At 68.5% G+C, this 13503-nt stretch carries 13 protein-coding genes; 9 read left to right on the top strand and 4 right to left on the bottom strand.

The genetic code is table 11. The features are described 5' to 3' along the window. Window position 1 precedes the first annotated feature (1 nt). The 3 genes from KVT44_RS22270 (at window position 2) to KVT44_RS22280 (ending at window position 2567) form a co-directional block, all read left to right on the top strand. Entirely contained in the window at window positions 2-826 is an 825-nt protein-coding gene (locus KVT44_RS22270; RefSeq protein ID WP_217568262.1) for an A24 family peptidase, read from the top strand. A gap of 72 nt (window positions 827-898) precedes the next feature. Continuing rightward, a complete protein-coding gene (gene mqnC, locus KVT44_RS22275) occupies window positions 899-2113 on the top strand; it encodes a cyclic dehypoxanthinyl futalosine synthase (protein ID WP_054232140.1) in 1215 nt (404 codons plus the stop codon). 7 nt (window positions 2114-2120) lie between these two features. Next, window positions 2121-2567, top strand: coding sequence for a hypothetical protein (locus KVT44_RS22280; RefSeq protein WP_217568263.1), 447 nt, complete (start codon window positions 2121-2123; stop codon window positions 2565-2567). Between the two features lie 94 nt (window positions 2568-2661). On the opposite strand, the gene KVT44_RS22285 is transcribed toward KVT44_RS22280, so the two are convergent. Continuing rightward, window positions 2662-3711, bottom strand: coding sequence for a chitinase (locus tag KVT44_RS22285; RefSeq protein WP_217568264.1), 1050 nt, complete (start codon window positions 3709-3711; stop codon window positions 2662-2664). A gap of 391 nt (window positions 3712-4102) precedes the next feature. Between KVT44_RS22285 and KVT44_RS22290 the strand changes: the two genes are divergently transcribed. From KVT44_RS22290 to KVT44_RS22305, 4 genes are all read left to right on the top strand, one after another. Next, complete coding sequence (locus tag KVT44_RS22290) at window positions 4103-4423, top strand: hypothetical protein (RefSeq protein ID WP_308314074.1); 321 nt, start codon at window positions 4103-4105, stop codon at window positions 4421-4423. A gap of 19 nt (window positions 4424-4442) precedes the next feature. After that, window positions 4443-6860 carry a bifunctional polysaccharide deacetylase/glycosyltransferase family 2 protein gene (locus KVT44_RS22295; protein WP_217568265.1) on the top strand — a complete coding sequence of 806 codons (2418 nt, stop codon included), beginning with the start codon at window positions 4443-4445 and terminating at the stop codon, window positions 6858-6860. A gap of 1 nt (window position 6861) precedes the next feature. Next, window positions 6862-8217: an acyltransferase gene (locus KVT44_RS22300; RefSeq protein ID WP_217568266.1), complete on the top strand. Its 1356-nt coding sequence runs from the start codon at window positions 6862-6864 to the stop codon at window positions 8215-8217. 72 nt (window positions 8218-8289) lie between these two features. Beyond that, the gene (locus KVT44_RS22305; protein WP_054232146.1) at window positions 8290-8985 is read left to right on the top strand and encodes a demethylmenaquinone methyltransferase; all 696 of its coding nucleotides are present in this window, start codon (window positions 8290-8292) and stop codon (window positions 8983-8985) included. A gap of 123 nt (window positions 8986-9108) precedes the next feature. On the opposite strand, the gene KVT44_RS22310 is transcribed toward KVT44_RS22305, so the two are convergent. Further along, window positions 9109-9441 (bottom strand): PASTA domain-containing protein, encoded by a 333-nt coding sequence (locus KVT44_RS22310; RefSeq protein ID WP_190169890.1) that lies wholly within the window; start codon window positions 9439-9441, stop codon window positions 9109-9111. 102 nt (window positions 9442-9543) lie between these two features. Beyond that, complete coding sequence (locus KVT44_RS22315; protein WP_190169891.1) at window positions 9544-10050, bottom strand: GNAT family N-acetyltransferase; 507 nt, start codon at window positions 10048-10050, stop codon at window positions 9544-9546. A gap of 98 nt (window positions 10051-10148) precedes the next feature. On the opposite strand from KVT44_RS22315, the gene KVT44_RS22320 reads away from it, so the two are divergent. Continuing rightward, window positions 10149-11444 carry a geranylgeranyl reductase family protein gene (locus KVT44_RS22320; protein ID WP_054232148.1) on the top strand — a complete coding sequence of 432 codons (1296 nt, stop codon included), beginning with the start codon at window positions 10149-10151 and terminating at the stop codon, window positions 11442-11444. A gap of 131 nt (window positions 11445-11575) precedes the next feature. Here KVT44_RS22320 and KVT44_RS22325 read toward each other — a convergent pair whose 3' ends face one another. Next, on the bottom strand, window positions 11576-12412 hold the full coding sequence (locus KVT44_RS22325; protein ID WP_060901541.1) for a C40 family peptidase: 837 nt from the start codon (window positions 12410-12412) through the stop codon (window positions 11576-11578). A gap of 724 nt (window positions 12413-13136) precedes the next feature. Between KVT44_RS22325 and KVT44_RS22330 the strand changes: the two genes are divergently transcribed. Further along, on the top strand, window positions 13137-13496 hold the full coding sequence (locus tag KVT44_RS22330) for an NADH-quinone oxidoreductase subunit A (RefSeq protein ID WP_007383963.1): 360 nt from the start codon (window positions 13137-13139) through the stop codon (window positions 13494-13496). The last annotated feature ends 7 nt before the right edge of the window (window positions 13497-13503 follow it).

Below are 13503 nucleotides of genomic sequence, written 5' to 3' on the forward strand. Positions count from 1 at the left end.
CGTGGACCTCGAACTCTGGTCCGTCCGGCCGCTGTGGCTGACCGTCCTCGCCGCCCTCTGGGGCGCGGCGGCGGGACTGCTGGTGCCGCGGGCCGCCTACCGGTTCGCGGTGGAGCCGGACGAGGCGTGGCGGACCCGGTGCCCCGACGGACACGTCCTCACCGGCGCCGCGGGCGGCTGGCTCGGCCTCGCCCGCTGCGCCGACTGCGCTCAGCACCTTCGTGATCTTCGTGACCTTCGTACGTCCTGGTCGGGGCCCTTCGACGCCCCGACGGCGTACCGCTACGGCCCCACCACCCCACTCGTCGCCCTCACCACCGCACTTGCCTGTGCCGGTCTCGCCCTCGCCACCGGCGCCCGCCCCGAACTGGCCGTCTGGCTGCTGCTCGCCCCGCTCGGCGTGCTGCTCGCGGTCGTGGACTTCCGGGTGCAGCGCCTGCCGGACGTCCTGACCCTCCCACTCGCGGGCCTGGCGCTCGTACTGCTGGGCGTGATGGCCCTCGTACCGGAGCACGCGGGGGAGTGGCCGACCGCGCTGTTCGGTTCGCTCGTGCTGGGCGGCGCGTACTTCCTCCTCTTCCTCGTCAACCCGAACGGCATGGGCTTCGGGGACGTGAAGCTCGCGCTGGGAATCGGGGCCGTGCTCGGCTGGTACGGATGGGGGACCGTGGTGCTCGGTACCTTCGCCGGGTTCCTGTTCGGCGGCCTGTACGGGTTGGGGCTGGTGCTGATGCGACGCGCGGGGCGCAAGACGTCCATCCCCTTCGGACCGTTCCTGATCGCGGGGGCGTACGTCGGGCTGCTGATCGGGGCGTACGCGGCCTGACGTCGGGCCGCGGGCGGGGCTGGCGTAGGCTGGCCGGGTCCGTCCAGAACCCTTACGAAAGGGACGCTCCCGGTGACCGAGAAGGCCGACCTCACGTCTTTTGATGTCACAGCCGTCCTCGACCGTGCTGCCGCGGGTGGGCGGATCACCCCCGAAGAGGCGCTCGTCCTCTACCGCGACGCCCCGCTGCACGCCCTGGGCGCCGCCGCGGACGCGGTACGCCGCCGCCGGTACGCGGGGACCGAGCACATCGCCACGTACATCATCGAGCGCAACATCAACTACACGAACGTGTGCGTCACGGCGTGCAAGTTCTGCGCCTTCTACGCGGCTCCCAAGGACACCGCCAAGGGCTGGACGCGCGACCTCGACGACATCCTGCGCCGCTGCGCGGAGACCGTCGAACTCGGTGGTACGCAGATCATGTTCCAGGGCGGACACCACCCGGACTACGGCGTCGAGTACTACGAGAAGCACTTCGCCGCGATCAAGGCCGCCTACCCGCAGCTGGTCATCCACTCCCTCGGCGCGTCCGAGGTCGAGCACATGGCCCGCATCTCCAAGGTGAGTGTGGAGGAGGCCATCCAGCGGATCCACGCCGCCGGCCTCGACTCCTTCGCGGGCGCCGGTGCCGAACTCCTCCCGGCCCGCCCCCGCAAGGCGATCGCCCCCCTCAAGGAGTCCGGCGAGCGCTGGCTGGAGATCATGGAGACCGCGCACGGGCTGGGCGTCGAGTCGACGTCCACCATGCTCATGGGCACCGGCGAGACCAACGCCGAGCGCATCGAGCACCTGCGGATGATCCGTGACGTACAGGACCGCACGGGCGGCTTCCGCGCCTTCATCCCGTACACCTACCAGCCCGAGAACAACCACCTGAAGGGCCGCACGCAGGCGACGCTCTTCGAGTACCTGCGGATGATCGCGATCGCCCGGCTGTTCATGGACAACATCGCCCACATCCAGGGCTCCTGGCTCACCACCGGCAAGGAGGTCGGCCAGCTCTCCCTGCACTACGGCGCGGACGACCTCGGCTCGATCATGCTGGAGGAGAACGTCGTCTCCTCCGCCGGCGCCAAGCACCGCTCCAACCGCATGGAGATCATCGACCTGATCCGCAAGGCCGGCCGCGTGCCCGCCCAGCGGACCACGACGTACGAGCACATCGTCGTCCACGACGACCCGGCGAACGACCCGGTCGACGAGCGCGTCATGTCCCACATCTCGTCCACCGCGATCGAGGGCGGTACGGCGCACCCCGAGCTGAAGCTGCTCGCCTCCAACTAGCCCCGCCGTGCTGACGATCCACACCGCCGACGAGCTGCGCATCAGCTGGGACGCGGACCCGCTGAAGGACGGCGCGGTCGCCGTGGAGGGCGACCGGGTCGCGGGCACCGGCCCGCTGGACGTGCTGCTGGAGCGCTTTCCGGGGGCGCGGGTCCGCAGCTGGCCCGGGGCCCTCGGGCCTGCGCTCGTCCATGAGGGCCCACTGCCCGACGCGCCGTCCCCCAGGGAGCGGCTGCATGCCGTCCTGAAGTCGGGCGCCACCGCCGTACTGCAGCAGTACGCCGACACCCCCGACCTCCGCGCGGCGGCCTCCCGCAACGAGGTCGCCGTACTCCCGCGTACGCGAGAGACCGCGATCGTCGACGCGGGACGTGCCGACCTCGCGGTCTTCGATGCGGACGGAGCATGCATCGCGACGGTGTGCGCGGGCCGCCTGGTACACAGACGCCGCTGAACTTCTTCACCCCGGGCGGGGAAGCGCCCCGTTTTTAGGGGCGCGGGGAACTGCGCGACCAGCCCCCACCGGCCCGCAGATCAGATATGTGCCGTCACCCAGCGAACGCCTCCGCAAACGCCCCCGAACTCTGCGAAACCCCACTGCAATTGGTCGCCGCATTGTCCGAAGAAGCGTCATCACTCGAACACTGCTGATCCCGGAACGTCGACCACATCGACACCCAAGCGATCTTCTTCGACTCGGCGAACGCACGGACCTGCGCCGCGTCCGAGAGACTGAACGTCTCATTGGCCACGTCGTTGTCCCCGATCATCGACGTCAACGCGAGCCCCTGCCAGGCCCCCGCACTCGACAGGCCGAACACATCCTGCAGTTGATCGTGGGTCGCCTTGGCGGACGTCTCGGCGTAGTCGCCCATGTCCCCGGCGTACGAACTCCCGTAATTCATCGTCATGATGTTGACCGTGGAGACCGTCACGGAGTTGTCGTTGGCGGACTCCAGCAGCGCCAGACTGTCCGAATCCAGCCCGGACGGCATGACCGGCAGCGTGAAGGACACCTTCAGGTCACCGCGCTCCTTCTGGAGCAGCGCGATCGCCTTGGACCGCAGCGCCACCGACGCGGAGTCGGTCAGCGCGTCCCCCTCGATGTCGAAGTCGGCCTGGGTGGACCCGGCGGCGTCGAGCGCCGCCCCGTACGCCGCCGCGAGCGCGCTCGCGCTGCCGCAGACCTCCGCCAGCTCCTTGCCGGACGCTCCGCCGAACGAGACGCGCACACTCGCGCCGGACTCCTTCAGCGCCGAGATCCGGGACTTCACGGCGGCCTTGTCGATGGCGTCCGTGCCGTTCCACTTGGCCGTGCAGTGGGTGCCGTCGGAGATCACGAAGGCCAGGTTGTACGTGGTCGGAGACCCCGTCGAGTCCGTCGCGGAGGCCTCCGTGGCGCTCACGTAGGGCGCGTACGAGGTGCTGGACGAGGTGCTGGAGGAGGACGCGCTCTCGGAGGGCGCCGCACTCGTCCGCGGGGCCCGGGAGGTCTGCGCGGGCGCCGCGTCCGTGGTGCCCGTACCGCCGGAAGAGCACCCCGCCGCCAGAGCAAACAGGCAGGTGAGCCCGGCAGCCGGCCTCAGATAACCCCTCATTGCGTATGCACCCGCTCTCGTGATTTCTGTCTCAGGACCGAAACAAAGTGCGATTCGGGAGTTCCAAGGTGGCACATCCGAGGGTGATTACCGAATACAGGAACCGCAGGGGTAACCCATGAGTAGCGGTACGCGAATCGGGCAAGCCGGGCCGCGAATCGGTACACAAGGTAAATATGTATCGACCCTGAGCTGCGCGGATGTTCAAGGATTCTCTCAGGGAATGGACAGCTTGGGCCAAGTTTCATGGGCGCCTCACATGAGAACCAGAGAATTGGCCACATAAAGGAGCCCTAATATCCGGGGAATGCAATCCGAGTCAGCCATCGAAAACCACAGTCAAGGGCGCGGCCGCCGCCGCAAACGCGGCAACGCGTCCGAAGACGGTCCCGTGTTCGTTGACAACTCCGGGCGCAGAGCACGTCTGCTGCGCAGGTTCGGCATGCTCGTCGGCGCCGTCTGCTTCGGTTACGCGGTCGTCCTCGGGATGGCCTTCATGGGCTGGGGCACCTCGCTGACCCCGTCCTCGCTCTTCCCGTTCAGCGGTGGCCAGGCCGGCTCCGCACCCGGGGGCAACCTTCGGCCGCAGGGCGGCGAGGCCCCCACCGGCAGGCCGACCGGCACCCCGCCGTCGGGCCTGCGCACGGGCACGGCCCCCTCCTCGGCCGCTTCCCCGGCCGCATCCGCGTCCGCTTCCACCGGCGCCAACTGACCGGAACGGACCCACCTCCATGACTTCGACGACGCCTTCACGCGGCCGCCGGCGCGCCCCCACCAAGATGGAGCGGGCGGCCGGCAAGGCCGCGGCGCTGCAGAAACCGCGTGTGATCCTCGCCCTGCTGCTCCTGCTGGGGCTCACCAGCGTGATGCTGCTCGACGGCTATCTGCGTTCCGAGATCGGCAACGACGCGCGGGTGCGCGACGGCGCGGCCTACGACAAGGTGCCGCAGAAGATCCTTGACGGCGGTCCGCTCCTGACGTTCACGGGCGGCACGGCCAAGACCCAGTCCGTTCCGAAGAAGACCATCGTGCTCACCTTCGACGACGGTCCGACCCCGACCTGGACTCCCCAGATCCTCAAGGTGCTCGAGGACAACAACATCGAGGCCACCTTCTTCATGGTCGGCTCGATGGTCTCCCGCTATCCGGGCGTCGTGAAGGACCTCGTGGACCAGGGCAACGAGGTCGGCATCCACACCTTCACCCACGTCGACCTCTCCTACCAGGGCACGGGCCGGCTCCAGCGCGAGCTGAAGCAGACCCAGCTCGCGCTCGCGGGTGCGGCGGGGATCACGACGACGCTGTTCCGGGCCCCGTACTCCTCGGAGATCAACGCCGTCGACAACTACAGCTGGCCCGTCTACAAGGAGATCGGCAACCTCGGCTACACCAGCGTCTTCGTCGACACCGACAGCGACGACTGGAAGAAGCCGGGCGTCTCGAAGATCGTCCAGTGGGCCACGCCGAAGAACAACGAGGGCGCCGTCGTCCTCATGCACGACGCGGGCGGCGACCGCTCGGAGACGGTCAAGGCGCTCGACACGTACATCAAGAAGATGAAGGCGAAGGGATACTCCTTCACCACCGTCAGCGGCGCGATGGCGAAGCTGAACGGGGCGCCGAACGGTGCCGGCCGCACGGGCGCCACCGGTTCCGGACAGGCCGTCGAGGCCGGGGTGGGACAGACCGGTACCGGTGCGGGTGCCGGGGCGAGTGCGGGGGCCGGTGCCGGAGCGCTGGGCGAGCAGCCGGGCGGCACGCAGTCCGCGCCCGGTTCGGGCTCCACCAACAACTCCACCAACAACTCCACCAACAACTCCTCCAACAAGGTGAACGTCGAGCAGTCCGGCCAGCAGAAGGCCACCGGCTCGACCCTCTACGAGGGCAAGGCCCTCATCTACGCGGTCGCGGTCGCCGAATGGGTCCTGCCGCTGCTCTCCTGGCTGCTGCTGGTCGTCGGCATCTCCGTCATGGGCCGCTTCGGGATGATGCTGATCCTCGCCCGCAGCCACTACAGACAGCGCAACAGGAAACGCGGCAAGGGCGGCAAGTTCAGCTGGGGGCCGACGGTCACCAGGCCGGTGACGGTGATCGTGCCCGCGTACAACGAGAAGGAGTGCATCGCCAACACGCTCCACTCGCTGGCGCAGAGCACCCATCCGATCGAGATCATCGTCGTCGACGACGGCTCCACGGACGGCACCAAGGAGATCGCCGAGTCGCTGGGCCTGCCCAACGTCCGGGTCATCCGCCAGGAGAACGCGGGCAAACCGGCCGCCCTCAACAACGGCGTTCGCAACGCCAGTTACGACATCGTCGTGATGATGGACGGCGACACCGTCTTCGAACCGGACGCCGTGCACCAGCTCGTCCAGCCCTTCGCGGACCCGGGCATCGGCGCGGTCGCGGGCAACGCCAAGGTCGGCAACCGCAACACCGTCATCGGCGCCTGGCAGCACATCGAGTACGTGATGGGCTTCAACCTCGACCGCCGCATGTACGACCTGCTGCGCTGCATGCCCACCATCCCGGGCGCGATCGGCGCGTTCCGCCGCGACGCGGTCCTCGAGGTCGGCGGCATGAGCGAGGACACGCTCGCCGAGGACACCGACATCACCATCGCGATGCACCGCGCGGGCTGGCGGGTCGTCTACCAGGAGCACGCCAGGGCCTGGACGGAGGCGCCGAGTTCGCTCAAGCAGCTGTGGTCGCAGCGCTACCGCTGGTCGTACGGCACCATGCAGGCGCTGTGGAAGCACCGCAAGTCCCTGACGGACAAGGGCCCGTCGGGCCGTTTCGGCCGCATCGGTATGCCGCTCGTCGTGATCTTCCAGATCATCACGCCGGTCCTCGCTCCGCTCATCGACGTGTTCACCGTCTACTCGATGATCTTCGTGGACTTCTGGGCCTCGCTGTTGGCCTGGCTGGCGGTGCTGGTCGTCCAACTCGTCTGCGCCGCCTACGCGTTCCGCCTCGACCGCGAGAAGTACCGCTACCTCGCGATGCTGCCGCTGCAGCAGCTCGCATACCGCCAGATGATGTACCTCGTCCTGATCCACTCCTCCGTGACCGCTCTGACCGGCGGCCGCCTCCGCTGGCAGAAGCTCAAGCGCACGGGTGAGGTCGGGACCCCGGCAGGAGTGAGCTGACATGAGCTGGGGCTCGGAACAACAGGGGCAGCAGGGGTACGGCTACGGGTACGGGCAGCAGGTGCCGCCGCAGCCGTACGGACAGGGATACCCCCAGTACGACCAGGGATACGGGCCGCCCGCGCAGCCCGTCCAGTACGAGCAGCCCTGGCAGTACGTTGCCGAAGAACCGCAAGTGGCGGCCTCGAACACCATCCAGATGGACCCGGTCCAGGCCGAGCCCCGGACGGAACCGGCACCGGAACCCGCACCGGAACCGGCACCGGAACCGAGGTCGGTGCCAGAACCCGAATCCGAACCGGATGCCGGGCCCAAGCCGAAGGGCGGCGGACGCGACCGTTACTTCGACGCGCTGCGCGCCGTCGCGCTGGTCCGTGTCGTGGCGTACCACACCTTCGGCTGGGCCTGGGCCGGCCTGGTCTTCCCGTCGATGGGCGTGATGTTCGCGCTCGCCGGCTCACTCATGGCCAAGTCCCTGGAACGCCCCGCGCTCAAGGTGGTCAAGAGCCGGATGCGACGGCTGCTGCCGCCCTTCTGGTTCTGGGGCTTCTTCGTCGTGATGGCGATGCTGATCCACGACTGGATGCCGGGCTGGCAGATCGTCTTCTGGATCGTGCCGGTCGGCGACCCGCCGGGCAACCAGTGGGGCATCCAGGCCTGGGAGATCCTCTGGTACCTGCGGACGTACCTCTGGTTCGTCCTGATGTCACCGCTGCTCCTCAAGGTCTTCCGCAAGGCCCCCCTCCCGGTCCTGCTCCTCTCCCTCGCCCCGATCCTGGTCTTCCAGTACGCCTGGCAGCCGCCGTACAACCGCTTCGGCAGCGGCCTGACGGACTTCGCCACCTTCCTGTTCTGCTGGCTGGTCGGCTTCGCGCACCGCGAGGGCGTGCTCCAGCGGCTGAAGCCGGCCCTGGTGATCCTGGCGTCGCTCGCCCTCCTGGCGTACGGCGGCTGGTACGCCTTCGCGCACCAGGCGGAGTTCGGTACGTACGACCTGGACGAGGTCCCCGTCGCGCAGACCTTCTGGTCGGCCGGCTTCGTGACGCTGCTGATGTATTTCAAGGCCTACTACAACGTCGACTTCGCCTGGCTCGCCCGCTTCAAGCGGCTCGACCGGATCGTGACGATCTTCAACGGGCGGGCGGTGACGATCTATCTCTGGCACGAGATCGCCCTCGTGCTCGCGGTCCCGCTGATCGACCAGTTCTGGAAGGTGCCCGCCTTCGAGAAGTGGCTGCCGCTGGAGAGCCAGTGGTTCATGTTCGGCATCGGCTGGGTGCTGATCTGGGTCGCCATCCCGCTGGTCGGCTGGGTCGAGGACGTGGCCGCCAAGAAGAAGCCGAAGCTGCTCCCCTGAAGGGGGCGTGTGAGACCGGCGTACGGGCCGGGCGCTGGAGAGTCGCCCGGCTCGTACTGCCACAATGGGAGCGTGACCCGCGCATCCCTGGACAAGCAGCCGCACGAAGTCGCCTCGATGTTCGACGACGTGGCGGAACGGTACGACCTGACGAACGACGTGCTGTCGCTCGGCCAGGACCGGGTGTGGCGCAGGGAGGTCGCGAAGGCGGTCGACGCGCGCCCCGCGCAGAAGATCCTGGACCTGGCGGCCGGTACGGCGACCTCGTCCCTCCCCTTCGCCCGCACCGGCGCGTATGTCGTGCCCTGCGACTTCTCGCTCGGCATGCTGCGGGTCGGCAAGAAGAACCACCCCTGGCTGCCGCTGACCGCGGGCGACGCGACGAAGCTGCCCTTCAAGGACGACACCTTCGACGCGGTGACGATCTCCTTCGGCCTGCGCAACGTCCAGGAGACCGACACGGCGCTGAGCGAGCTGTACCGGGTGACCAAGCCCGGCGGCCGGGTCGTGATCTGCGAGTTCTCGCACCCCACCTGGGCACCGTTCCGCACGGTCTACACCGAGTACCTGATGCGCGCGCTGCCGCCGGTCGCCCGTGCCGTGTCCTCCAACCCCGACGCGTACGTCTATCTCGCCGAGTCCATCCGCGCCTGGCCGAACCAGCCCGAGCTCGCCGAGAAGCTGCGCAAGGCCGGCTGGTCGAAGGTGGCCTGGCGGAACCTGACGGGCGGCGTGGTGGCCCTGCACCGGGGCTTCAAGGCCGCCTGACGCGTCCTCCGGGCAGGCGGCCAACGCGTCCCTCGGGCAGGCGGCCAACGCGTCCCTCGGGCAAGCGTCGCCTGACATCGCCTCCGGGCGAGCTGCCGCTCCCGGTTCCGGAGAGCGGCTGTCTCACCTGAGCACCTCGAACGGGTCCCCGGGCTCGTCGAGCTCACGGCGCATGCCGCCCGACGGCGGACCCGGCAGCCGCGGCTCCCGCACACCCGCGCCGCCCTCCGCGTCACCGAGGTCGAACCACACGGTGACCACGGCCCCGCGCGGCACCTCGGAGCCGGGCGGCGGATATTGGCGTACGACGTAGTCGACGACGGTGAGATGGAAGTCGGGCCGGTCGGGCGCGGCGAGCAGCACACCTCGCGCGTCGGCCGTCTCGCGTGCGTCCACGGCCATCAGGCCGATGAGCCGCGGCACGCGCACTTCGGGTGTCTTGGGTGTCTGGCGCACGGACGTCACCCCCAGCGGTATCGGAAGGGTAAGCCAGGGCCCGGCCCTTCCGGAAGCCGTCGGGTGGCTGCCAGAAACCGTGAGGCGGCCTTCCGGAAGCCGTCAGAGGGCGAGGCGGTAGCAGTGGGCGGGTTCGGCCGTCGCGGGATGGGTGAAGGCCTCGGCCAGTTCCATGCCGACGCGTCGGGTCACGGCGATGGAGCGCTCGTTGCCGGCTCTGACCACGGCGACGACATCCGAGACGCCCGCCGCGCGCACCCGCTCCAGGGTGGTGAGCGCGGCGGCGGTGACGTACCCCTTGCCCCAATGCGCCCTGCCGAGCCGCCACCCGATCTCGATCTCGCCCTTCGGCCCCCACTCGCGCGGCCACGGCTGCGCCCCGGTGAAGCCCAGCACCTCACCCTCCGCGTCGACCAGGGTCCACAGACAGAAACCGAGTTCGGCGTCGTGCCGGCGCTGGCGTGCGGTGAGCTCCTCGTACACCGACAGTTCGGCCGCCTTCCCACCGTGGAACTCCATGACCTCGGGGTCGGCGAAGATCCGGTGCCAGGCGAACGCGTCCTCGTCGGTGGGGACACGCAGCCGTACGTCGGGGAGAGCTCGGTTCACGGGGCAACCCTTCAGCCAGGTGATCAGTACCGCTGCATAGACTGCCCATGTCCAGTGCCCGTCAGCACGCAGATTTCGAGTCTTGGGGAGACCCCGCCGTGACCGAGCCCCAACCCCTCTCCGAAAACACCGCAGATGTGATCGTCGTCGGGGCTGGACCAGCCGGTTCCACGACCGCGTACTACCTGGCGAAGGCCGGACTCGACGTCCTGCTCCTGGAGAAGACCGCGTTCCCGAGGGAGAAGGTCTGCGGTGACGGCCTGACCCCGCGCGCCACCAAGCAGCTCGTCTCCATGGGGATCGACATCTCCGAAGAGGCCGGCTGGCTGCGCAACAAGGGCCTGCGCATCATCGGCGGCGGCGTCCGCCTCCAGCTGGACTGGCCGGATCTCGCCTCCTACCCGGACTACGGACTCGTCCGCAAGCGCGACGACTTCGACGAGCAGCTGGCCCGGCAGGCGCAGAAGGCGGGCGCGCGGCTGTACGAGCGCTGCAACGTCGGCGCCCCCATCATCGACGACCGCACCGGCCGCATCACGGGCGTGCACGCGAAGCTGGGCGACGCGGGGGAGAAGCGCGAGGTCACCTTCCACGCGCCGCTGGTCGTCGCCGCCGACGGCAACTCCACCCGCCTGTCCCTGGCGATGGGCCTGCACCGCCGCGAGGACCGCCCGATGGGTGTCGCGGTCCGTACGTACTTCACGTCCCCGCGCCACGAGGACGACTACCTGGAGTCCTGGCTGGAGCTGTGGGACCGCCGGGGCGCCGAGGACCGTCTGCTGCCCGGCTACGGCTGGATCTTCGGCATGGGCGACGGCACCTCGAACGTCGGCCTCGGCGTGCTCAACACCTCCGACTCCTTCAAGGAGCTGGATTGGCGCGAGGTCCTGAAGGCCTGGTGCGCGTCCATGCCGGAGGACTGGGGCTACACACCGGAGAACATGACCGGCCCGATCCGCGGTGCCGCGCTCCCCATGGCCTTCAACCGTCAACCGCACTACACCAAGGGTCTGCTGCTGGTCGGCGACGCCGGCGGCCTGGTCAACCCCTTCAACGGCGAGGGCATCGCCTACGCCATGGAGTCCGGCCAGATCGCGGCGGACGTCATCGTGCAGGCCCACGCCCGCTCGACCCCCACCCAGCGAGAACTGGCCCTTCAGCGCTACCCCCGTGTCCTCAAGGACACCTACGGCGGCTACTACACCCTCGGCCGCGCCTTCGTGAAGCTCATCGGCAACCCGAAGGTCATGAAGATCGCGACCCAGCGCGGCCTGACCCACCCGCTCCTGATGAAGTTCACCCTCAAGATGCTCGCGAACCTCACGGACCCGACCGGCGGCGACGCGATGGACCGCATCATCAACGGCCTCTCGAAGGTGGCACCGAAGGCCTGACGCCATCACGGGGTCGCCCGGGGGCCCGGGCGGCCTCCGGGGGCGGTCTCCCCCCCCGGGGACAGCACGACGAGGCCGCCACCCACTCGGGTGGCGGCCTTCACGTCGTATGACTCACAAGGTCCCGCGACTCAGAGAACGCGCACCGCGCCCGTGGCCGGGTAGCCCGAAAGGTCCTGAATCACCACACCCTTGGAGGGGTTGGCCGCGTCCAGGTACTGGCCGTTACCGATGTACACACCCACGTGGTACGCCGAACCGGCCGAACCCCAGTACAGGATGTCGCCGACCTGGATGTTGGACAGCGAGACCGGCGTACCGGACGTCGACTGGTCCTGCGAGACGCGCGGCAGGTCGACACCGACCTGCCGGAACGCGGCCTGCACGAGGCCGGAGCAGTCCCAGGCGTTGGGGCCCGTACCGCCCATCACGTACGCGTCGCCGACCTGAGCCTTGAGGAAGGCGATGACGGTGGCGACACTGCCGCTGGCCGGGGCGGAGACGGTCGAACTCGAGGAGCCCGCGGAGCTGGACAGGACGGTCCGCGTGGACGACCGGGAGGCGGCCTGGGCGGCCGCGGCCTTCCGCGCGTCCTCGGCCTTCTTCTTGGCCTCGGCCTTCTTCTTGGCGTCCGCGAGGTCCGCCTTGGCCTGCTTCGCGGCCTTTGCGGCGGCCGCGTCGCGCTCGGCCTGCAGCTCGTAGTTCGCAGCTGCCTGCTGCGTGGCGTCCGCGGACTGCGCCAACTGAGTGGCCAGGTCGGCCGTCAGGGTGGGCAGTTCGAGGGTCTGGGTCACGGGCTCGGCCGCGTTCGCCGAACCAGCCGCACCGGCCACGGCCAAGGTGCTGAGAACGCCACCGGCAACTCCGGCGCGCATCGCTAGCGTCGACGCGTTGCGGCGGGGCTTCCGGTGGTTGCGTATGTGAGCGGTGTGGGACATGGGTACAACCGGTATCAGGGACTCCCTCATACCTTCAAGAAACGTGTGGTGCGCCACAGTTGTTCAATCCGCGGCCGAATCCGGGGCGCGTCACTCTTTATTGACGCCGTAACGGGCATTTTGGACAGAGATGATCAAGCCTGTGATCATGCCCTTTCCGCATTACGTCCGAATTGCCCTCTGCCTACCACTGGTTGCAGCCTGTGGCCAAGGCCCGCTTATCCGACCCATAGATCGATGTGACGCAGGTCACGGAACGGTCACCGGGGTAGCGGCGTCTCGCGCGCACCTCTCGACTGCCCCGTGCTCGTGAACGCATGCACGCGCCGATGATCGTCCACATCCGTCCACCCCCCTCCCCTGATGTGTGAACGCGCTCCTCTATCAAGCCCCCGCGTCCAGCACCAATTTGCATGCGTGGGAAGTCTCTTGATATTGAGACGCCGCCCCGGACCTGTGGTGACGAGCGGAAATGTCACATCTGGTGATCGCTCGGACGCTTCGCGTATGAAGATCACTGCTCATCCGACTTCATGATCGTTCGTCAGGTGGTGGAGATCACAAAGCTTGTGCAATACCCCGTGTCGCAGATCACAGACCGGCGGGCATAAGATGCGAGGCAGTTGGGCTTGTGACCTGCTTCACATGTACGCGATCTTCGTCGGGACGCACGGGGTTCGTGGGACGGGTGGGGCGGAAGTGCTTGCCTGACGCAACCGCCAGCAGTCAGTGCCGACTGAGAGGAGCGAGGAGCGTGAACGCGTATGCGCCGATCCTCGTACTGGGAGCCCTCGGGGCAGGCTTTGCGATCTTCTCCGTGGTCATGGCCACGCTTATCGGTCCAAAGCGATACAACCGGGCCAAGCTCGAGGCCTACGAGTGCGGTATCGAGCCGACCCCCACGCCGGCCGGCGGCGGGCGCTTCCCCATCAAGTACTACCTGACGGCGATGCTCTTCATCGTCTTCGACATCGAGATCGTCTTCCTCTACCCCTGGGCCGTCACCTTCGACGCCCTGGGTGTTTTCGGGCTCGTGGAGATGCTGCTCTTCGTGCTCACCGTCTTCGTCGCGTACGCGTACGTATGGCGGCGCGGCGGCCTGGAATGGGACTGAGGGGCCT

The organism is Streptomyces sp. GbtcB7, assembly GCF_019091445.1.
Lineage (GTDB): Bacteria > Actinomycetota > Actinomycetes > Streptomycetales > Streptomycetaceae > Streptomyces > Streptomyces mirabilis.